This window comes from Pantoea sp. KPR_PJ (genome assembly GCF_041386365.1).
Classification (GTDB): Bacteria; Pseudomonadota; Gammaproteobacteria; order Enterobacterales; family Enterobacteriaceae; genus Pantoea.
In genome coordinates this window covers 145,228-166,784 of record NZ_JABMIK010000005.1, presented here as the reverse complement: position 1 = coordinate 166,784, position 21,557 = coordinate 145,228, and the positions used below count along the sequence as shown (strand labels likewise).

The window sequence follows — 21,557 nt, the reverse complement described above, 5'->3', positions numbered from 1 at the left end:
TCTCTTAACCGCGAATAAACAGTGTGGCACTGCTGGCGCAATTTTTTGATGAGGATCAAAGGATTACCCACTGAGCAAACGGGCTACAGCATTTCGAGCGAGGAGACGCCTTTAACGTCCATAATTTTTTCATACACCCGCTGGACAGGCGCTTTTCGTGACACTGTCACCTCTACGCTGAGCTCGCACAGTCCACTGTCAGGATCGCGATTGACCACCGCAATATGACCATAGCGAATGCCTTCGCGCTGAAGCACCAGCAGCACCAGTGGAACACTTTTGGGCTTAAGGTTGACCAGCAGCGTATGATGTTTACCAATCAGCAAATGGCTGATGCGGCGAAAAGTCTCGAGCACCATCAGCGCCAGCACGGTGCCATAGATGCCAATTTCATACATGCCGCTGCCGATAACCAGCCCAATTGCCGCCGTCACCCACAGGCCCGCAGCGGTGGTTAACCCTTTAACCACCTGCTTCTGAATAATGATGGTGCCTGCACCCAGAAAGCCCATGCCGCTTACTACCTGGGCGGCAACACGGCTGGGATCGAGGGCGACATGATCGTTATCCAGCATGTCGCCAAAGCCATATTTCGACACCACCATAAACATTGCGCTGCCAATACCCACAAGAATATGGGTGCGCAGTCCCGCCTCCTTGGCGCGCATCTGCCGCTCCAGACCGATGAGTCCGCCCAGAACTCCGGCCAGAACAATGCGGATCAGCAAATCTACCGTCATCATTTGACGCTCCTGCTACTTAGCTTGTGCATGATTAAAAAGGATAAACGCGCTAAACAGGATAATTCTGCTTGTAAAAGTCACAGGAAAATTTTGTAAAAAGCTGTGTCGCCTATCGACCACCTGCAGCGCCTGACTTATGCTTGAGCGGCCTCTAACCCTAACCCTTACGGAGTCCGACTGATGAAAGCAGCCACCTTTCTGCTGGCCGGTGCCGCCCTGTTGCTCTCAGCATGCAGTAGCAACAGCGATAACGAGCCTCCACAACAAGCCACCGCAGCCCATATTCAGCCGCATGTAGTGATGTCCTCTTTAGCAGAAAGCAACTGCGCAGGCGCAGGTGGCACGCTGGCGTTTTCTCACCAGCTGGACGGCACGCGCGTTGGCATGTGCCAGCTGGCGAATGGACGCCGCTGTGACGAGCAGGCGCTCATCGGCGGAAACTGCGCCCGCTAACTCTGTGCCAGCTGATTCGGGCAGGCTTCGCCCTGCGCAAGCTGGTTCAGATTAGAGAGTGTGGTTGCCGAGATTGCCGTCAGCGCCTCAGCGGTCAAAAAAGCCTGATGGCCGGTAAACAGGACGTTATGGCAGGCTGACAGACGACGAAACACGTCGTCCTGAATCACATCATTAGATTTGTCCTCAAAAAAGAGATCGCGCTCATTCTCATACACGTCCATGCCGAGTGAGCCTATTTTTTGCTGTTTTAACGCCTCTATCGCTGCCTGAGAGTCAATCAGTCCGCCGCGGCTGGTGTTAATAATCATTACGCCATCTTTCATCTGACTGAAGGCGCTGGCATTCAACAGATGGTGATTTTCTGGCGTCAGCGGGCAGTGAAGGGTGATCACGTCTGACTCGGCAAACAGGGTTTTCAAATCGACATATTCGGCGCCCAGCTCCAGCGCCTGCGCGCTCGGATAGGGGTCAAAAGCCAGCAGGCGCATACCAAACCCTTTCAGGATGCGCATCGTGGCCACGCCAATTTTACCGGTGCCGACCACCCCGGCCGTTTTGCCATGCATATTAAATCCGGTTAAACCGTCCAGAGAGAAGTTCGCGTCACGCGTGCGCTGGTAGGCACGGTGGATGCGACGATTAAGCGTCATCATCAGCCCAACCGCATGTTCCGCTACCGCCTCCGGTGAATAGGCGGGCACACGCACCACTTTCAGCCCCAACTCCTCTGCCGCCGCTAAATCCACATTGTTAAATCCGGCGCAGCGCAGCGCGATATATTTCACGCCCAGAGCGGCCAGCTCCTCCAGCACCGGACGGCTGCCGTCGTCATTAACGAAAATGCAGACGGCGTCGCAGTCAACGGCGTTTTTCGCCGTCGCTTCCGTCAGCAGGAAGTCGAAGTACACCAGATCGAAACGGTAGGCTTCATTAACGTGATCAAGATATTTCTGGTCATAGTGTTTCGTGCTGTAAACCGCGATTTTCATCGTTACGCTCCTGTATACGGGTATCTCAACAGCATAACGGTTTATTCGTGATTTTGCTGCCGATGGCGCGGCGCCTTCACCTCTTGCCGATTACGTGCCATCATCATCGTCAGGATCCTGTCAGGAAAAGGAAAATTGCTGCCATGCCGCGGAGCCTCCGCCGACTACTCGCTGCTTTACTGGCGCTGACGCTACTGATGCTCGGGCTGATGCTCACGCTGACCCAATGGCTGCCGCGCCTGGCTGGAATCTGGCTTCCGGCAGAGACGCGCATCGTACTGGATGGTTCACCGCGCTGGCGCAACGGCGGAGTGTGGTTTCCGGAACTTCGCTATCTGGCAGGCGATTGCGTGCTGGCGCGCGTAGAGCAGGCCACGCTCGGCTGGCATCATCAGCGCTGGCGGCTTAATGCACAGCAGCTTACGCTGGACAGCAACTGCCTGCAGAAACTGCCTCAGAGCGAGCAAAGCGGCGCGCCCACCTCGCTGGCCGCCTGGCAGCAGATGTTGCCGGGTGCCGATATTCATCTGGATAATCTCACCATTGCGCCCTGGCAAAACTATGCCGGCCGTTTTGATCTCAGTCTGACGCGCGATAAGCAGACGCTGCGCTATCAGGGGCACAACCTCTCCATTGCCGCCACGCTGCAGGGGCAACAACTTACCGTCGAGCGGCTCTTGCTGCGCCACAACGTGTTGCCGCAGCCGCTGACGCTCAACGGACAGTTTGAGTTACCTGAGTTTGCGAACGGTCTGCCAGTAAGCGGCAATCTGGAAGGCAACCTGCAATACGCCGGAGAACCACTGCGACTGACGCTGAACTGGCAACAGCAGCAGGGAGAGGTCACGCTCTACACCACCGGCGACGGCCAGCCGCTACTCGCGCTGCCGTGGCAGGTGGATGCGCAGCAAATCCGCGTCACCAGAGGTCGCTACCGCTGGCCAACCGGTGATCAAACCTTTTCTGGCTTTCTCGATCTGACGCTGGATAACTGGCAGCAGGGCCTGGAAGCGACGCGAATCGCCGGTCGGCTCAACGTACTGACGCAGGGGCGTGGTGGCAAAGGCAATGCGGTATTAAATATTGGCCCAGGCAGGCTCGGTATGAGTGACAGCGCGCTGCCGCTGCGCCTGACCGGAGAAAGCAAACTGGCGACGATGCAGCTCTATGCCTCGCTGCCTGGCGAACTCAGCGGACCGCTGCTCGATCCCCGCCTGACTTTCCAGCCCGGCGCGCTGCTGCGCCTGCGGGGGCGTTTGCTCTCAACGCTGGACGTTGATGAGGCACGCTGGCCGCTGGCTGGCGTGCGGCTAGCCTCACAGGGCGTTGATGGCCGCCTGCAGGCTATTCTCAAGGCGCACGATCCAAGCTTCGGTCAGTTCAGGCTGCACCTGGACGGTCGGGCAAATGATTTCTGGCCAGATAAAGGTAAATGGACGTGGCGCTACTGGGGCGAGGGCGACATGCTGCCGCTGAATGCCACCTGGACCATCAAGGGGACGGGAGGCTGGCAGGATACGCTAATTCATCTCGACAGGCTGCAGGCCGCTTTCAATCGTATGCAGTATGGTATGGCAGCGGTGACGTCACCGCGCCTGACGCTGAGTGCGCCAGTGAGATGGCAGCGAGACGTACAGCAGGCGGCCTTTAACGGCGGCTTCCGCATTGATGCCGGAGAGACGCGCTTCGACTATGGCGGCCGCTTGCCCGCTTCCTCGCTCAGCTTTGAGGCAAAGGGTAAGGATCCCAGCCACTTTCTCTGGCGTGGTCAGCTTCAGGCGCAGGCGATTGGGCCGCTACGCGTGCATGGGCGCTGGGATGGCGAGCGACTGCGCGGTGAGGCCTGGTGGCCTACGCAGTCACTGACGGTGTTTCAACCGTTACTGGCGCCCGATCTCAAAATGAAGATTCGCTCAGGTGAACTGCGGGCACAGGTTGCCTTTTCTGCTGCGGCAAAAGAGGGGTTCAGCGCGGGTGGGCACTGGACGGTAAAACAGGGCAGCCTCTGGACGGAGGATAATCAGATCAACGGCGTTGACTTCTCACTGCCGTTCCGTCTGAAAGAGCAGCAGTGGCAGCTTGGCGTGCAGGGGCCGGTGTCACTGCGTATCAGCGAAGTGACCAATCAGTTTGCGATGCAGAATATTCGTGCCGATCTGCAGGGCTATTATCCCTGGCATGAGTCGCAGCCGCTGACCCTGCAGGATGTCAGTCTGGATCTGCTGGGGGGACAGGTAACGCTGCCCGCGCTGCGGCTGCCGCAGCATGAGGCGGCAAAAATAACGCTGCGCGGCATCAGTCTCAGCAGGCTGGTCACCGCGCTGAAGCCCAGACAGTTCGCTATGTCAGGTGAGGTTAACGGCGAGCTGCCGCTGTGGGTTAACAACGCCCACTGGCTGGTGCAGAACGGCTGGATTGCTAACAGTGGCCCCCTGACTTTTCGCATGGATAAAGATATGGCCGATGCCATTACCGCAGGCAACATCGCGGCAGGAGCGGCAATGGACTGGCTTCGCTACATGGAGATCGCCCGCTCATGGGCGACGATCGATCTGGATAACCTGGGTAATCTTGATATGCAGGCTCAGGTGCAGGGAGCGAGCCGTTTCAGCAACCGCGTCCAGACGGTAAATCTTAACTATCACCATCAGCAAAACCTGTTTCAGCTCTGGCGCAGCCTGCGCTTTGGCGATAACTTGCAATCCTGGGTGGAACAAAATGCCACTCTGCCGACCAAGAGGGAACAACAACCATGAGCCTCAGGGCGTTACTGGTACTGGCAGTCGGACTGCCGCTAACGGGCTGCGTGCCGCGCATCGAAGTGGCAGCCCCCAGGGAACCGATTACTATCAATATGAACGTGAAGATCGAACATGAGATTCATATCAAGGTCGATAAAGATGTGGAGGCGCTGCTGAAAAATCAGAGCGATCTCTTTTGAGCCGCAGAATGAAAACGGGGTGGTTAGCGGTGCTGCTGCTGATCGGTGCGGCGCAACCGGCCATGGCGCTGACGCTGGATGAGGCACGCCAGCAGGGGCGGGTTGGCGAAACCTTTAGCGGCTACATCTCGGCGCGGCAACAGGACAGCGAGACGCTGGCGCTGGTGAAGCGCATTAACAACGGGCGCAGCGTGGAGTACCAGCGTATCGCCCGGCAGAACAATCTGACGACGGACGACGTGGCGCGCATTGCAGGCGGAAAGCTGGTTGAACGCGCGCGGCAAGGGGAGTATGTACGTGGCCTTAATGGCTTGTGGATGCAGAAATAAAAAAGCCAGGCTGAGTGCCTGGCAAGGGAAACATGCGAATAATAATAATGATGATTAGGCAGCAACGATCTGCTTGATCGCATTTTTCGCGTCGTCGGTGGCTTTAGTGGCCACTTCCGGACCGTAGGCAATGCCTTCGGCGAACACAAAGTTCACGTCGGTGATGCCGATAAAGCCCAGGAACAGCTTCACATACGGCGTCAGCAGGTCGCTCGGCGTATCTTTATGAATGCCGCCACGGCTGGAGAGGATCACCGCACGCTTGCCTTTTACCAGGCCTTCCGGACCGGCTTCGGTGTAGCGGAAGGTCACGCCAGCGCGGGCAACCAGGTCAAAATAGTTTTTCAGCTGCGTCGGGATGTTGAAGTTGTACATTGGTGCGGCAATGACCACTACGTCGTGCGCCTGTAACTCTTCAATCAGTGCATTGGAGAGATCCAGCGCTTCCTGCTGACGCGGAGAAAGTGGCGCGTCAGACGGACGCAGGGCGCCTACCAGCTCACCATCCAGCACTGGGATCGGATCGGCTGCCAGATCGCGAACGGTCACCTGATCGCCTTTCGCTTTTGCTTCTTCAACGTAGAAATCGGCCAGCTGACCTGACTGTGAGTAACCAGCCAGAATGCTGGACTTAAGAACTAATACTTTGCTCATTGCTGTTTCCTGTCTGTTACGCGGAAGGCTTCCCGCTCAATGGGTTACACTCTACGGTTATTAACGGCATGGTAAAAGCGCAATATTTCGAGAGCTATGTTCGAATTTCTTGAACAAGGATGGCATGGCGGGCGCAGCTGTGTGGGTCAAAATGTGTTATTCTTTCGCAATACAATTTTAGTTTCAGCCAGTTAACCTGGCTACCTACCGGACGCTGTAATGTGCAGCGGCTCCGTCTGAGAAGGTACTTCATTACTATGTCATCACCGGTTTCCTCTCCCTTAGCCTCGCTTTGGCCGCGCCTTGACAATCTGACGCTGCGCGATCGCCAGCGGCTACAGCGTCGTTTGCGCGGCGCAAGCAAAGTCAGCAGCGCAGCGGCGCAGCAGGGCATCGCTGACGAACTCAGTCAGGAGATTGCTGTTGCCGAGCAGCGTGTGGCTGCGCGTGCGGCCGCAACGCCGACCATTACGTTTCCCGATAATTTGCCCGTCAGCCAGAAACAGCAGCAGATTGCCGAAGCGATCCGCGACCATCAGGTGGTGATTGTTGCGGGCGAAACCGGCTCGGGTAAAACCACGCAGCTGCCGAAGATCTGTCTGGCGCTGGGGCGTGGGGTAAAAGGACTCATTGGTCATACCCAGCCGCGTCGTCTGGCTGCACGCACCGTGGCTAACCGCATTGCCGAAGAACTGGAGACATCACTCGGTGGCTGCATCGGCTACAAGGTGCGCTTCAACGATCAGGTCAGTGACAATACGCAAGTAAAGCTGATGACGGACGGGATCCTGCTGGCAGAGATCCAGCAGGATCGCCTGCTGCTGCAATATGACACCATCATCATTGATGAGGCGCATGAGCGCAGCCTGAACATCGATTTTCTGCTGGGCTACCTGCGTGAGTTGCTGCCGCGCCGCCCCGATTTGAAAATTATCATTACCTCAGCGACCATCGATCCGCAGCGCTTCTCACGCCACTTCCACAATGCGCCGGTTATTGAAGTCTCGGGCCGGACCTATCCGGTAGAGGTTCGCTACCGGCCCGTTGTTGAGGAGGCAGACGACAGCGAGCGTGACCAGCTACAGGCCATTTTTGACGCGGTGGATGAGCTGGGCGATGAAGGGCGCGGCGATATCCTGATTTTCATGAGCGGTGAGCGTGAAATTCGAGACACGGCAGACGCGCTGATGAAGCGCGATCTGCCCCATACTGAAATTTTGCCGCTCTATGCGCGACTCTCTAACGCGGAGCAAAACCGGGTTTTTCAGGCGCACAGCGGCCGTCGTATCGTACTGGCGACCAACGTGGCAGAAACCTCGCTTACCGTGCCCGGCATCAGGTATGTCATCGACCCCGGCACCGCGCGTATCAGCCGCTACAGCTATCGCACCAAGGTACAGCGCCTGCCCATTGAACCGATTTCGCAGGCGTCGGCTAACCAGCGTAAAGGCCGCTGTGGCCGCGTATCGGAAGGTATCTGTATACGCCTCTATTCAGAGGATGATTTCCTGAGCCGTCCGGCCTTTACCGATCCGGAAATCCTGCGTACCAATCTGGCGTCCGTTATTCTGCAAATGACCGCGCTGGGGCTGGGCGACATCGCCGCGTTTCCTTTCGTGGAAGCACCCGATAAGCGCAACATTCAGGATGGCGTGCGCCTGCTGGAAGAGCTGGGGGCCTTAACGCTTAACGAAGAGACGGGCCACTACCGGTTGACCGGCTCTGGCCGCCAGCTGGCGCAATTGCCGGTCGATCCGCGTCTGGCGCGCATGGTACTGGAGGCACAGAAGTTTGGCTGCGTACGCGAGGTGATGATCATCACCGCCGCGCTGTCGATCCAGGATCCGCGCGAGCGTCCGGTTGAAAAACAGCAGGCGGCTGACGAGAAGCACCGCCGCTTTGCAGATAAAGAGTCGGACTTCCTAAGCTTTGTTAACCTGTGGAACTATCTGGGTGAGCAGCAGAAGGCGCTGTCGGGCAATCAGTTCCGCCGCCAGTGCAAAAGCGATTTCCTCAACTACCTGCGGGTGCGCGAGTGGCAGGATATTTACACCCAGTTGCGTCAGGTGGTGCGGGAACTGGGGCTTCCGGTTAATAGCGAACCGGCGGGCTTTCGCGAGGTGCACTGTGCGCTGCTGACCGGGCTACTGTCGCATATCGGCATGAAAGATGCGGAGAAACAAGAGTTTACCGGCGCGCGTAACGCACGATTTGCTATTTTTCCTGGCTCCGCTCTGTTCAAAAAGCCGCCTAAATGGACCATGGTGGCGGAACTGGTCGAAACCAGTCGCCTGTGGGGCCGCATTGCGGCGCGTATCGATCCCGAGTGGATTGAACCCCTGGCACAACACCTGATTAAACGCAGCTACAGCGAGCCGCACTGGGAAAAAGGCCAGGGTGCGGTAATGGCGCAGGAAAAAGTTACGCTCTACGGGCTGCCGATTGTCGCCGCACGTAAGGTCAACTATGGCCGCATTGATCCTGCGCTGAGCCGCGAGCTGTTTATCCGTCACGCGCTGGTGGAGGGGGACTGGCAGACGCGTCATGCCTTCTTCCGCAGTAACCAGAAGCTGCGGAGTGAAGTCGAGGATCTGGAACATAAATCCCGCCGCCGCGACATTCTGGTAGACGATGAAACGTTGTTCAGCTTTTATGACCGACGCATTGGTCAGGAGGTTGTATCGGCGAAGCATTTTGACAGCTGGTGGAAACAGGCGAGCCGCGAAAATCCTGAACTGCTCAACTTTGATAAGCAAATGCTGATCAAAGAGGGGGCGGATAAGGTCAGTCAGCTCGACTATCCTGACGTCTGGCATCAGGGCAATCTGAAGCTGAAGCTCAGCTATCAGTTTGAACCAGGCGCAGACGCCGATGGCGTGACGTTACATATTCCTTTGCCGCTGCTGAACCAGGTTGAGGATCAGGGCTTTGAGTGGCAGATCCCTGGCGTGCGTCGCGAACTGATTATTGCCCTGATTAAGTCGCTGCCCAAGCCGCTGCGCCGCAATCTGGTGCCTGCACCCAACTATGCCGATGCCTTTCTCGGACGCGTCACCGCCATGGAGATGCCGCTGCTTGATGCGCTGGCAAAAGAGTTTCGCCGCATGACGGGCGTGACGCTGGAGCGCGAAAACTGGCAGTGGGAACAGGTGCCCGATCACCTGAAAATGACGTTCCGCATTGTGGACGAGCACAACCGCAAGCTGAAAGAGGGTAAAGATCTCACAGCACTGAAGGCAGAACTGAAAGGCAAGGTGCAGGAAACGCTGTCGAAAGTGGCGGATGACGGGCTGGAACAGCGCGGGCTGCATCTCTGGAGTTTTGGCGATTTACCACGCAGCTATGAGCAGAAGCGTGGTGGCTATCAGGTTAAAGCCTGGCCCGCGCTGGTAGATGAGAAGGAGAGTGTGGCGATACGCCTGTTCGACAGTGAGCAGGAGCAGCAGAAAATGATGTGGCGTGGCCAGCGCCGCCTGCTGCTGCTCAATATTCCTTCGCCAATAAAATATCTGCATGAAAAGTTGCCAAACAAAGCCAAGCTCGGGCTCTACTTCAACCCGTACGGCAAGGTGCTGGAGCTGATTGACGACTGTATTGCCTGCGGCGTGGATAAGCTGATGGCGGAAGCGGGGGGGCCGGCCTGGCAGCAGGAGAACTTCGAGCAGCTGCATGAGAAGGTGCGCGCCGAGCTGAACGATACTGTGGTGGAGATTGCAAAGCAGGTGGAGCAAATTCTGACGGCCGTTTTTAACATTAATAAGCGGCTCAAAGGACGCGTCGATATGACTATGGCGCTGGCGCTGTCAGATATCAAAGCGCAGATGAACGGCCTGGTTTATCGCGGTTTCGTCACTGGCAACGGCTGGAAGCACCTGGGAGACACGCTGCGCTATCTGCACGGCATCGAGCGTCGGCTGGAGAAACTGCCTGCCGATCCGCACAGCGATCGCGCTCGTATGCTTAAAGTGCAGGCGGTGGAGCAGGCCTGGCAGGCGTGGCGTAATAAACTTCCGCCGCAGCGTCAGGATGACGAAGAGGTGCGGAACATTCGCTGGATGATCGAAGAACTGCGCATCAGCTACTTCGCGCAGCAGCTTGGCACACCCTATCCCGTGTCAGATAAGCGTATCCTGCAGGCGATAGAGCAGATAGCTCTATAATCTGTGGCGGTCACACTTCAGCAAGCCGCAGCCATCAGGCTGCGGCTTTTTTATTGCCCCGGCGCTTAATGAGCTATTTACAATCATAACCAAATCGGATGCTAATTATTGTTTCAGGAAGATGTCATGGCGCTATTTCTCGATAAAATTAGCGCGGCGCAATAGGGTGCCAGAGAATTACAGATAATTAAGGATGATGATGATGGTGAAAAAGTTATCTCTGTGGGTCAGCCTGGCTCTAATTACTCTGGGAGTGAACGGCAGCACATTTGCCAGTAACCAGACAGCTAGTCTGGGGTATGCGCAGAGCCGCGTGGAGACGTTTAAAGATATACGTGGTGTTAACCTTAAATACCGCTACGAGTGGGACTCGCCGCTGAGCCTGATGAGCGCGTTTACCTGGATGAACGGCAGCGGCAGTTACTCGCCCGATGTCGGCGGCATGGATATTATCGATGGCCATGCGAAAGTGAAATATTATTCGCTCGCAGTGGGTCCAGCCTGGCGCTTTAGCGCTTATATTAGCGCCTATGGTTTACTCGGCGTTAATTATAATAAAGTTAACTATCGTGAAGGCTGGTATAACTACGAAGGGCGCTATGTTTTTATGGGCGAGCGTTCACTGAGTGAAAAGAAAGCTTCTCTGATGTATGCAGCGGGCATTCAAATTAATCCGGCCGATAATGTGGCGCTAGATATAGGTTATGAGGGATCGCGTCTTGAGGCGGGTGACAAAAAGCTCTCCATCAACGGCTTTAACCTGAACCTTGGCTATAGCTTCTGAGTGCTTTCGCTATAAAAAAGGCACAGCGGCCTCGCCGCTGCGCCTTTTTTAACAGGTTGCTGACCTCTACTGTGCTAACGCTTCCAGCCTGTCCCGGAAGGAGGTTACCGCAATGGCGCGGTTATCAGCCAGATAACGATCTTTCGCTGCGGGCGCAGAGCTTTGCACTGCGATCACCTGCCAGCCTTTCTCATTTTTGAGCAGCAGCGGCGAGCCGCTGTCGCCTGGTAACGTATCGCACTGGTGCGACAGCACGGCGCGTTGCGCCCAGCCGGTAATCAGACAGTCGCTGTGTGAATAGAGGGTATCAAGATGATCTTCCGGGTAGCCTGCCTGAGTCACCTTTCGGCCCGTTTCTTTTAGCGCCGAGGTTAAATCACTGCGTGAACCCTCAAACAACGGTATCGGATTAATTGCCGACGGCGGGTTACGCAGAATAATCAGACCGTAATCATAGGGGGCTGCATCGCTCGGCACAATCCAGCCTTCGCCATCAGCCTTAAGCCTGCGCGCCAGTGCCGGCTCAACACGTGCATCAATATCATGGATTTCATAGCGCCAGCCGTTGTCGCTGGCCATAAAACGCAGCGCCACAGGCTTATCAAACTTGCCCGGTGGTGTCAGCAGGCAATGACCCGCCGTAAGCGCCAGATGCTCAGAGATAAGGGTGGCGGTACACAGGTTGCCGCTTTCGGTTTCCAGCTGACCAATAGCATCCCAGGGCGTAGCTGTTACGTCGCTAATGGCCTTACGATGATCTTTACCAAAAAAAAGCGTTTTAATTTCATCAGGATCCGGTGCATCGTCATCATCATCGGCGTGGGCCAGATGGATAAAACAGAATAATCCAGTCAACAGCAAAATAGCCAGGCGCATAGGTCTCTCAACGGCGAGATTCAAGAAGAGGTTATAGTTATCACGCGTGCGCAATAACTATAGTCGGTGAGCGATGAAAAAGGGAGATTTATTGGATTAATCAGCACGCTACAACGACTAAATAAAGAAAAAAGCTGCGACAATGCCGCACAGGATCATCACCAGCAAAATGATTTCAAAACGATAGCGACGCACCATTTCCGCAACTCCGGTAACGAAACACCCGGCAGAACCGGGTGTTTTTATTAATCAACGCGTTTTAAGGCGCAGGTGCGCGACCTTAATTATTTAGCAGTGGCTTTTTTAGCTACTTTGTGATGTTTTTTAGCAGCCTGCGCTTTCTGCGGAGCAGCTTTTTTCACAACTTTGTGATGTTTTTTAGCCGCCTGCGCTTTCTGTGCAGTCTCTTTTTTGACTGCTTTATGGTGTTTTTTAGCCGCCTGTGCTTTCTGAGCTGCCTCTTTCTTCGCGACTTTGTGATGTTTTTTAGCCGCCTGCGCTTTCTGTGCAGTCTCTTTTTTCACTGCTTTATGGTGTTTTTTAGCAGCCTGAGCTTTCTGTGCCGCTTTATGTTTTTTGTGCATGGTTTTGTGCACGGTTTTAGCGGGTGCAGTTGTGGTAGTGGTAGCAGCCGGTGCAGTAGCTGGCGCAGCGGTGGTTTCAGCAGCGAAAGCAACAGAAGAGAGACCCATAGCAGCGGCGATGACCAGTGCAAACAATTTTTTCATTGCAAATTCCTCGAACATTTCTTCATGTGTAGCCCACTGCGGGGCCGGTGAAGAGACTATATGAGATGTGAGCAACGCTTTCCGTGGGTGTTTAGTATCGGCGTGTAACGGATTGTACAAACGTGGAAAAGGGCGGCCGCGAGGGCCGCACAGATTAGCGGGTCAGGTAGCGTTGTTCAAGGTGCTGGCGGAAGTAGTGCGGGTTTAGCGCCTCGCCGGTTGCATTTATCAGCAGCTGTTCGGTGGGGAAACGGCTGCCGTGCTGCCAGATATTCTGTTGCAGCCAGTCAAATACCGGCTGGAGGTCGCCATGCTGCAGGCGTTCACTCAGGTCTGGCAGGGCCTTTTTGACCGCCTGGAACAGCTGCGCGGCGTACATCGCGCCCAGCGTATAGGTCGGGAAATACCCAAAGGCACCATCGGTCCAGTGGATATCCTGCATACAGCCGTCGCGGTAGTTGCCACGCGTATCGAGGCCCAGCGACTGTTGCATCTTCTCATCCCACAGCGCCGGAATGTCGTCAACCTCAATGTCACCTTCAATCAGCGCGCGTTCAATCTCAAAGCGCAGGATCACGTGTGCCGGATAGCTGAGCTCATCGGCATCCACGCGGATAAAACCAGGCTTGACGCGCTGCGTCAGGCGCACAAAGTTTTCTGGGTTGAGCGCGGGCTGCGCGCCCAGCTTTTCTCGCACCTGCGGCAGAATACGTTGCAAAAATTCCCGGCTGCGGCCCAGCTGCATCTCCATGAACAGGCTTTGCGATTCGTGAATGGCGGTAGAGCGCGCCAGCCCAACGGGCTGACTACGCCACTGCTGGGGTAACCCCTGCTCATAGCGCGCATGACCAGTTTCATGAATAACGCCCATCAGCGCGCTGAGAAACGCATCCTGATCGTAGCGCGTGGTGATACGCACATCTTCCGGCACGCCGCCGCAGAAGGGGTGGGCGCTGACGTCTAACCGCCCGTGGCGGAAATCAAAGCCGAGCGTCGCCATCACGCTTAGCCCCAGCTCGCGCTGGGCAGCGATGGGAAAGGGGCCCTGAGGCGCAATCGGGGTTTCCTGCGCCTGTTTTTCCACCACCTGCTGAAGCAGACTGGGCAGCCAGCTTTTCAGATCGCCAAAGGTTTCATCCAGCTTTGCGCTGGTCATGCCCGGCTCGTAGAGGTCAAGCAGAGCGTCATAGCGCGAGGTGTTACTGGCATCGGCGCGCAGCTGCGCCTCTTCGCGGCTCAGGCGGACCACCTCTTTCAGATTAGCTGAGAAGCCCTGCCAGTCATTAGCCGGACGCTGTTCACGCCAGGCGTGCTCGCAGCGTGAACCCGCCAGCGATTTCGCCTCAACCAGTGAGGCGGGCAACAGAGAAGCCTGCTGCCATGCACGCTGCATCTCGCGCAGGTTTGCGCGTTCAACGTCATTAAGATCGGCCTGTTCGGCGGCTTTAATCAGCTCGCCCACCCGCGGATCGGTGAGGATTTCATGGCGCAGCACGCCCATTTCGGCCAGAGCCTCGCCGCGTGCCTGGCTACCGCCCGCCGGCATCATGGTTTGCATGTCCCAGCCCGCCACAGCCATCAGATGGCCGAAGCGTGAGAGACGCTGAAAAGTAGCGCTGAGTTGTTGATAAGCAGTAGTCACCTGATACTCCTTGTGAAAATCTATCGCGAGGACACTGCACGCAAGGGTAAATCAAGCGGCCAGCAAAAGCGAACGCTGGCACCGCCGAGCGGACTACTTTCGATGCTGACGTGACCGCCCAGTGCCTGGGCAATGGAGTGCACAATGGCGAGTCCCAGACCGCAGCCACCGGTGGCCCGATCGCGGCTTGGATCGAGACGAACAAAAGGCTCAAAGACGCGCTCGCGCTCTTCAGCCGGGATACCCGGACCGTCATCTTCAACCTGTAAACAGCCCAGTGCGCCATCAAACCACAGGCTGACGCGCAGTCGCTGACTGGCATAGCGCAGCGCATTGTTCACCAGATTATCCAGTACGCGCTCCATCAGGCGCGTATCTGCCACCCCCTGATTATCGCGCTGGGGCAGGTCGAGATCGATCTGCGTCTGGGGGTTTAGGGCGCGAACATCATTGATATGCTCGCGCAGCCAGCGTGCCATGTCGAGTGAGGTCAGATTGAGATCGACGCGTGGGCGATCGAGGCGCGCATAGGTCAGCAGCTCTTCGATCAGGCTCTCCAGCTGGCTAATATCGCGATTGATGGCAGCCGTTTCGCCTGCCGTCAGATTGTCACTCATCTCAAGCCGGTAGCGTAGCCGCACCAGCGGCGTGCGCAGTTCATGTGCAATGCCGTCAATAAGCTGCTTTTTGCTCGCCACCAGCGTGTTGATGTTTTCCGCCATCTGGTTAAAGGCGATACCTAAGCGAAACAAACTTGAGGTGTTATCAAAATGGGTACGAACATCCAGCTCGCCCCGGCCAAAACGCTGCGCGGCAATTTCCAGCCGCTGCATCTCTTTCCAGTGCGGACGCATCCAGATAAAGACCGGCAGCGCCAGCGACATGCCGATAAATACCAGCAGCGCAATATCCAGCAACCGCATCTGGTGCAGATAAAAGAGATAGGGAATAGGGCCAACGGAAAGCACATAGTGGCTGCGAGGAATATGCTGCAGGAAGGTGTACTGGTCGTCCAGCGCAACAATCTCTCCGGCGCGCAGGCGGCGCATATCTGGCTCATCAAGCTGATATTTATTTATTGGCTCGATATGCAGATCAAACGACAGGCCAAGATCCAGGCTTTTAATTGTCTTGTTCCAGTCACGCGGCGGGATCTCACGCAGCTCACTGCGAATTAAATAGAGTGAACTCGCCATCAGATCGTTCATTGACTGTCTTCCGGCCCGCTCCGCGGTGAATTTATAGACCAGACCGACCAGCAGCGCCATGACCAGAAAACAGACAAACAGCAGCAGATAGAACTGGATAAACAGCTTTCTCATGCCTGGGTATCCCATGCTTGCGGCGCGAACAGATAGCCTTTATTACGAATAGTTTTAATGCGAAACGGTTCAGTGGCACTGTCGTGTAGCTTTTTGCGCAGTCGCGAGATCGCCACGTCAATACTGCGATCCAGTCCGTCATAGCTGACGCCACGCAGAGTTTTTAGCAGGGCATCGCGGTTGAGGATCTGTCCGGCGTGGCTGGCCAGCTCCCACAGCAGATCGAAGTCAGCGGTGGAGAGGATAATCTGTTCGCCAAACAGCGTCACCTCACGATTCAGCGCATCAATAGCCAGCGAACCAAAACGCAGCATTTTCTGTTTTTGTATCGCCACAGGCGCAGGCGCTTCATCGCTATGGCCCTGTTGCGCCTGACGCAGGTGTAGCCGCAATCGCGCCAGCAGTACCGCTGGCGGGGTCGTTTTCAGGATATAGTCCTGCGCACCCATCTCCAGCGCCAGAATATGGTTCATGTCGCTATCGAGCGAGGTCAGCAGCACAATGGGACCTTGCCACTGTGCACGAAGATCGCGACAGAGCGTCATACCATCTTTGCCTGGCAACATAATATCCAGCATCACGAGGTCCGGCTGCTCGGCGGCAATAACCGCTTCGGCTCGGTCGCCGCGCATCTCAACAATCACGTTAATATCATGGCGGCCAAGGTAAGCGGCAATCAGCGAACCGACTTCGGGCTCATCCTCTACAAAAACAATTTTGTTCATAATCTATTGTGACAAATTAGCCAGGTGAGCAGCATAGCTTTTCCCGGTCCTGAGCACTATGTTATCGCACGAAATATCCTTTGCTCACTGGTATCTACACGGCAAAATGTGCCATCATTGACTCTGCGTTTAAGCAAGGTTTTGAACCGTAATAAAAAACAGGGGGAGTACGAGGGTGTCTGATAAAGAGCTGGCTTCAGCCGTATACAGTGACCGCATCTGCTTCAACTACAGCGATTTTCTCTCCGCCTCTTGCAAAAAACGCTGGAGTTTTGTTGACGCCATTTATGGCGTGATGCCAATTTTCGGTATGGTGACGCGCAAATCCTCGGTGCGCAGTGTGCAGGCGAGTGACGAGCATCTGAAAGAATTAGCGCTGCAAATCATTTCAACTCAGGTCAGCGACGAAATTAACATTGCGCGCCTGATTACGCTGGCTGAACAGCAGCATATTAGCCATTTTGACATCCAGCTCCCTTATCCGCTCTCTGCGCAGCAGCTGGATGCCATCCATCACGAGTACCGTAAGCCGCTTAATCTGACACAGCAGGATGACCTGCTGTGTATTGTGATCCCCGGTCAGCCGCACTAAATCATAAGCTGCCACATCGCGGGCAGCGATGCCGCCATCAGCAGGGCAATTGCGACGCGCTCCAGCTGCGTCAGCGAAACGTCAGCGCGTCCACCGCGTCGTGCAAACAGAAACAGCAGCAACCCTGGCGCATAAAGCACAACCGACAGCAGCAGATGCAACGGTCCCGAAGCGTAGAGTAGCCACAGCCCGTAGAGGCTGGCACCTGCGCCAACGGAGAGCGCAAGCGGCTGCTGCCTGCCGCGCGTCAGTTTCACCAGATAGAGTCCCACCAGCAGATAGGGCACCAGGATCATTTCAGAGGCAATGGTGAGCAGGGTATTGTAGTCAGCGTGTGTCAGCGCGATCAAAATCAGACAGATTTGCACGCTGCCGTTTGTCAGCCAGAGCGATGCTGCAGGCGCATTACGTGCATTCTGGCGCGCAATTATGCGTGGAAAAGCCCCCTGCTGTGCCGCGATAAAGGGGACCTCAGCGGCCATGATTGTCCAGCTCAGATAAGCCCCACAGACGGAGAGGATCAGGCCGCCTGCAATGACCGCATCGCCCCAGTGTCCAATCAGACGCGTCATCAGACCCGCCATAGACGGATTGCGCATTTGGGCCAGCTCAGCGCGAGGCACTACACCCAGCGACAGCAGCGTGACCAGCAAATAGACCAGCAGTGCCGCCAGAACCGCCAGCAGCGTAGCGCGGCCGACATCTTTTTTATGACGCGCCCGTGCGGAAACCACCACCGCCCCCTCAACGCCAATAAATACCCACAGCGTGATCAGCATGGTTTGCTTCACCTGCTCCCACATCGGCTGGCCGAGCGTCAGGCCGGAAAAGTCGACATGGAACCGATCATAGTTGAAGGCGGCGATCGCCAGCACCACAAACAGCAGCAGCGGCACCAGTTTACCCAGCGTCGCCAGCAAATTGATGCTGGCTGCGGTCTGGACGCCGCGCAGCACCAAAAAGTGTACCAGCCACAGCAACACCGATGCCCCCAGCATTGCCTGCCAGGTGTTTCCGTCGCCAAACACGACATGATCGGGGGTGTCGGTAAAGAAACTCAGCGCAGAGAAAACAATAACCAGATAGGAAACATTGGCAATAACCGCACAGAGCCAGTAGCCCCAGGCGGAGCAAAAACCGAGCAGTTCACCAAACCCGGCGCGGGCATAGGTAAAGATGCCGCCGTCCATGTCCGGTTTCAGTCGGGTCAGCAGCAGCATTGCCAGCGCCAGCAACAGGATGCCGACACCGGTAATCATCCAGCCGATGAGTAACGCTGCCGGTCCGGCCACGGCCGCCATATTTTGCGGTAAGCTGAACACCCCTGCACCCAGCATTGAGCTGAGTACCAGCGCAGTCAATGCGCTTAGGCCTAATTTTTTCTCCAAAATACCCTTCCTGCTAGCACAAGTGGCTGGATTATGTTCTGAGCGACGCATTTAACCGCGCTGTTTGGCTTTTATATGACGGATTCAGCTAAAAGCAGGGCGCAGATTCTACGGAGTGCGAAAAGGGATGGCAATGCGTGGTTATGCAAAATTGTGAAGGGATAATGCAAAAAAACAGGGCGGCGCGCGCCGCCCTGAGCGATTACTTAAAGAGATCTGCGGTTACGGTGAGATTACCGCCGCTCTGGTTCTGCCACTGACGCGTGATGTGATAATACTTGGCGCCTTTGTCAGCGGCGCGTTTTGCCACTTCCTCAGAGATTTCAGTAGGGGTGCCGAAGTGCCCGGTAAAGGTGACGCTGTCAAACGGCTGCATCTGCGCGGCGGTAATGGCGTTCACTTCCTGCACTGACTTGCCGTTGGGCAGATTAACGGTGTAGCGCTTGCCGGTTGAGCTCTGCGTTTCGAAGAAGCGACCGACGTTGCTGCTAGGCGTTTCAGACGACGCCACGCCTGGAATTTCAACGCGTTTTGCCGCTTCACCGCCCGCTGCCAGCGCCGCTTTACCCGCATCGGAATCTGCAGGGATCAGGTTAGGGCTCTGAACGGTACGAACTTTTGCGTCAGCTTTATAAACGTAGGCGGTCACGTACTGGTTGCCGCCATTGTTAGCGTCCACCTGACGCACAATATAGAAAGCGGCCGCGCCTTTTGCTTTTGCCGCTTTGCTGATGGCGTCATTGACTTCTGGCTGGCTGGCAAAGAAGCCGTTGGCGCTCACGGTATCGAAAGGCTCCAGACGGTAAGCTTCTGCTTTTGGCAGCTCTTTAACCCCGTTCATAACGCGATAAGTGGTGTCATCGCTGGCTTTTGGGGCATCTGCCTTATAGAGGTCAGCGGTCACGCGCCAGTTGCCGCTGTTTCCGTTGCTGTCGTTAATGCCCTGAATAAAGTAAGAGGCTGCGCCCATCTCATCCGCACGTTTCGAAACGGCGTCTGCCGCGTCGCCAATGGCATTGAAACGGCCGGTGATGTTAATACGTTCGAATGGTTTCAGCTCGGCCGCTTTTTCCGGCGTCAGTTCCTGCGCGGCAAACGCGTTGGCCGTCAGCAGGGATAACAAGGTTGACGCCAGAATGGTGTTCTTCAGCTTCATAAAAATGATCCTTCGCCTTACGCAAAAATGAGTACGAAAACGTGCTGGACTCTTGATGTATAACAGATTAGCCGTTGATTATTGCATGTTATAAACAGGCTGTCGCAGCCAATTTATGCGACAAACCGCGGGAAATTGACAGCGAATTTCATTATGACGTCATGCAAATTTGTTAAGGCCTCTGTTTGGCCCGTTTATCGCTTATTGTGGTAAGTCTTAGTGCTGAAACAGTTAATGTATTGTTAAATAAAGGTTTTTATTAACAAGATATGCGCCATGACACGATTCTGCTCAGCAGAATATATTTCAAACTTTCTGATTTGCAGTGGCATAGCGCAGCATTTCTCTTTCGACGCTGAATAATCGCGTGAATGTCATAAGCAGAGGCTCTGGCTGTGGATCGCTGTTCATCTTTTCAGTAGGTTATAAATACTTTGAAACATGAGCATTACGTTTATAAGCGCCTGAAAACACCTTCAGGCGCTGTATCGTTATGCAATCGACAGGCCATCATCAACCGACAAAAGGGATGAATATGTTAATTGGAATACCCAAAGAGCGGTTGCCCAACGAGGCGCGCGTCGCCGCAACGCCCAAAACCGTTGAGCAGCTTATCAAACTGGGTTTTAGCGTTGCCGTTGAACATGATGCGGGTAAGCGCGCCAGTTTCGATGACGAAAGTTTTGTCGCCGCTGGTGCCAGTATCAGTGACAGCCAGCAGATCTGGCAATCAGACATCATCATGAAGGTGAATGCGCCAGAGGATGAGGAGATCGCGCGGATGCGTGCAGGCAGCACGCTGGTGAGCTTTATCTGGCCTGCACAAAATGCAGCGTTGCTGGAGAAGCTGGCCGCTCGTCAGGTCACCGTTATGGCGATGGACGCGGTGCCGCGTATTTCCCGTGCACAGTCGCTGGATGCGCTGAGCTCTATGGCCAATATTGCCGGTTATCGCGCCATTGTAGAGGCGGCTCATGAATTTGGCCGCTTCTTTACTGGCCAGATTACCGCGGCGGGCAAAGTGCCGCCTGCCAAAGTCATGGTGATCGGTGCCGGGGTTGCGGGCCTGGCTGCGATTGGCGCAGCGGGCAGTCTCGGTGCCATCGTGCGTGCATTCGATACGCGTCCGGAAGTGAAAGAGCAGGTACAGAGTATGGGTGCCGAGTTTCTTGAACTCGATTTTGAGGAGGAGGCTGGAAGCGGCGACGGCTATGCAAAAGTGATGTCCGATGCCTTTATCAAGGCGGAGATGGCGCTGTTTGCTGCGCAGGCGAAAGAGGTCGACATTATCGTGACCACGGCGCTGATCCCCGGCAAACCAGCACCGAAACTGATCACGGCAGACATGGTCGCCAGCATGAAACCCGGCAGCGTCATTGTCGATCTGGCGGCGCAAACTGGCGGTAACTGTGAGCTGACCGTCGCCGATCGCGTGACTATCACTGACAATGGCGTGAAGATCATTGGCTACACCGATCTTCCCAGCCGTTTACCGACGCAGTCCTCACAGCTCTATGGCACCAACCTGGTGAACCTGATGAAGCTGTTGTGCAAAGAGAAGAACGGCGAAATTGCAGTCGATTTTGACGATGTCGTCGTGCGCGGCGTAACCGTGATTCGTGAAGGGGATGTCACCTGGCCTGCACCGCCAATTCAGGTTTCTGCTGCACCGAAAGCGGCGCCGGCCCCTCAGCCTGTAGCCAGAGAGGCGACGAAACCGGCACCGACGTGGCGCAAGTATCTGCTGATGGCGCTGGCAATTGTGCTGTTCGCCTGCCTGGCTAACGTTGCGCCTGCAGCATTCCTGTCGCACTTCACCGTCTTTGCGCTCGCCTGCGTAGTGGGTTACTACGTGGTATGGAACGTCAGCCATGCACTGCATACGCCACTGATGTCGGTCACCAATGCGATATCCGGCATTATCGTGGTCGGCGCGGTGTTGCAGATGGGGCACGGCGGCTGGGTCACCTTCCTCTCATTTATTGCGGTGCTGATCGCCAGCATCAATATTTTCGGTGGTTTCACCGTCACCCAGCGCATGCTGAAAATGTTTCGTAAGGGGTAACTAACTG

At 55.7% G+C, this 21,557-nt stretch carries 18 protein-coding genes; 8 read left to right on the top strand and 10 right to left on the bottom strand.

Annotated elements, in window-relative coordinates; all coding sequences use genetic code 11:
• Positions 1 to 83 precede the first annotated feature (83 nt).
• Positions 84 to 740, bottom strand: a complete 657-nt coding sequence (locus HP564_RS12930; RefSeq protein WP_371243844.1) for an MgtC/SapB family protein — start codon at positions 738 to 740, stop codon at positions 84 to 86.
• Positions 741 to 923: 183 nt separating this feature from the next.
• Between HP564_RS12930 and HP564_RS12925 the strand changes: the two genes are divergently transcribed.
• A complete protein-coding gene (locus HP564_RS12925) occupies positions 924 to 1,196 on the top strand; it encodes a DUF333 domain-containing protein (protein WP_371243636.1) in 273 nt (90 codons plus the stop codon).
• Here the strand turns inward: HP564_RS12925 and HP564_RS12920 are convergent.
• Positions 1,193 to 2,188 carry a 2-hydroxyacid dehydrogenase gene (locus HP564_RS12920; RefSeq protein WP_371243634.1) on the bottom strand — a complete coding sequence of 332 codons (996 nt, stop codon included), beginning with the start codon at positions 2,186 to 2,188 and terminating at the stop codon, positions 1,193 to 1,195. The genes HP564_RS12925 and HP564_RS12920 overlap by 4 nt on opposite strands.
• A 143-nt stretch (positions 2,189 to 2,331) precedes the next feature.
• On the opposite strand from HP564_RS12920, the gene HP564_RS12915 reads away from it, so the two are divergent.
• The 3 genes from HP564_RS12915 to HP564_RS12905 are packed head-to-tail and all read left to right on the top strand — an operon-like array spanning position 2,332 to position 5,458.
• Entirely contained in the window at positions 2,332 to 4,944 is a 2,613-nt protein-coding gene (locus HP564_RS12915; protein ID WP_371243632.1) for a YdbH family protein, read from the top strand.
• Entirely contained in the window at positions 4,941 to 5,129 is a 189-nt protein-coding gene (locus tag HP564_RS12910) for a YnbE family lipoprotein (protein WP_371243630.1), read from the top strand. Before HP564_RS12915 ends, HP564_RS12910 begins: the two co-directional genes overlap by 4 nt.
• Before the next feature lie 8 nt (positions 5,130 to 5,137).
• Positions 5,138 to 5,458: a YdbL family protein gene (locus HP564_RS12905; protein ID WP_371243628.1), complete on the top strand. Its 321-nt coding sequence runs from the start codon at positions 5,138 to 5,140 to the stop codon at positions 5,456 to 5,458.
• Between the two features lie 54 nt (positions 5,459 to 5,512).
• Here HP564_RS12905 and HP564_RS12900 read toward each other — a convergent pair whose 3' ends face one another.
• Positions 5,513 to 6,112 (bottom strand): FMN-dependent NADH-azoreductase, encoded by a 600-nt coding sequence (locus HP564_RS12900; protein ID WP_371243626.1) that lies wholly within the window; start codon positions 6,110 to 6,112, stop codon positions 5,513 to 5,515.
• A gap of 257 nt (positions 6,113 to 6,369) precedes the next feature.
• On the opposite strand from HP564_RS12900, the gene hrpA reads away from it, so the two are divergent.
• Entirely contained in the window at positions 6,370 to 10,272 is a 3,903-nt protein-coding gene (hrpA, locus tag HP564_RS12895; RefSeq protein ID WP_371243624.1) for an ATP-dependent RNA helicase HrpA, read from the top strand.
• Between the two features lie 205 nt (positions 10,273 to 10,477).
• The gene (locus tag HP564_RS12890; RefSeq protein ID WP_371243622.1) at positions 10,478 to 11,056 is read left to right on the top strand and encodes an Ail/Lom family outer membrane beta-barrel protein; all 579 of its coding nucleotides are present in this window, start codon (positions 10,478 to 10,480) and stop codon (positions 11,054 to 11,056) included.
• Between the two features lie 66 nt (positions 11,057 to 11,122).
• Here HP564_RS12890 and HP564_RS12885 read toward each other — a convergent pair whose 3' ends face one another.
• The 5 genes from HP564_RS12885 to rstA form a co-directional block, all read right to left on the bottom strand.
• Positions 11,123 to 11,932, bottom strand: a complete 810-nt coding sequence (locus HP564_RS12885; RefSeq protein WP_371243620.1) for a serine protease — start codon at positions 11,930 to 11,932, stop codon at positions 11,123 to 11,125.
• 284 nt (positions 11,933 to 12,216) lie between these two features.
• A complete protein-coding gene (gene asr / locus HP564_RS12880; RefSeq protein ID WP_371243618.1) occupies positions 12,217 to 12,660 on the bottom strand; it encodes an acid resistance repetitive basic protein Asr in 444 nt (147 codons plus the stop codon).
• Between the two features lie 154 nt (positions 12,661 to 12,814).
• Positions 12,815 to 14,302 carry a carboxypeptidase M32 gene (locus HP564_RS12875; RefSeq protein ID WP_371243616.1) on the bottom strand — a complete coding sequence of 496 codons (1,488 nt, stop codon included), beginning with the start codon at positions 14,300 to 14,302 and terminating at the stop codon, positions 12,815 to 12,817.
• A gap of 20 nt (positions 14,303 to 14,322) precedes the next feature.
• Positions 14,323 to 15,624, bottom strand: a complete 1,302-nt coding sequence (gene rstB / locus HP564_RS12870) for a two-component system sensor histidine kinase RstB (RefSeq protein ID WP_371243614.1) — start codon at positions 15,622 to 15,624, stop codon at positions 14,323 to 14,325.
• Positions 15,621 to 16,349, bottom strand: coding sequence for a two-component system response regulator RstA (rstA, locus tag HP564_RS12865; RefSeq protein ID WP_371243612.1), 729 nt, complete (start codon positions 16,347 to 16,349; stop codon positions 15,621 to 15,623). The genes rstB and rstA overlap by 4 nt, the downstream gene beginning before the upstream one ends.
• Positions 16,350 to 16,524: 175 nt before the next feature.
• Between rstA and HP564_RS12860 the strand changes: the two genes are divergently transcribed.
• Complete coding sequence (locus tag HP564_RS12860; RefSeq protein ID WP_371243610.1) at positions 16,525 to 16,941, top strand: hypothetical protein; 417 nt, start codon at positions 16,525 to 16,527, stop codon at positions 16,939 to 16,941.
• On the opposite strand, the gene HP564_RS12855 is transcribed toward HP564_RS12860, so the two are convergent.
• Together HP564_RS12855 and ydgH are read right to left on the bottom strand one after the other, a co-directional pair.
• On the bottom strand, positions 16,938 to 18,329 hold the full coding sequence (locus HP564_RS12855) for a basic amino acid/polyamine antiporter (protein ID WP_371243608.1): 1,392 nt from the start codon (positions 18,327 to 18,329) through the stop codon (positions 16,938 to 16,940). The two genes, HP564_RS12860 and HP564_RS12855, sit on opposite strands and share 4 nt — an antisense overlap.
• A gap of 202 nt (positions 18,330 to 18,531) precedes the next feature.
• Entirely contained in the window at positions 18,532 to 19,485 is a 954-nt protein-coding gene (gene ydgH, locus HP564_RS12850; protein ID WP_371243605.1) for a DUF1471 family protein YdgH, read from the bottom strand.
• A gap of 535 nt (positions 19,486 to 20,020) precedes the next feature.
• Between ydgH and pntA the strand changes: the two genes are divergently transcribed.
• Positions 20,021 to 21,550, top strand: a complete 1,530-nt coding sequence (pntA, locus tag HP564_RS12845; protein ID WP_371243603.1) for a Re/Si-specific NAD(P)(+) transhydrogenase subunit alpha — start codon at positions 20,021 to 20,023, stop codon at positions 21,548 to 21,550.
• Positions 21,551 to 21,557 lie beyond the last annotated feature (7 nt).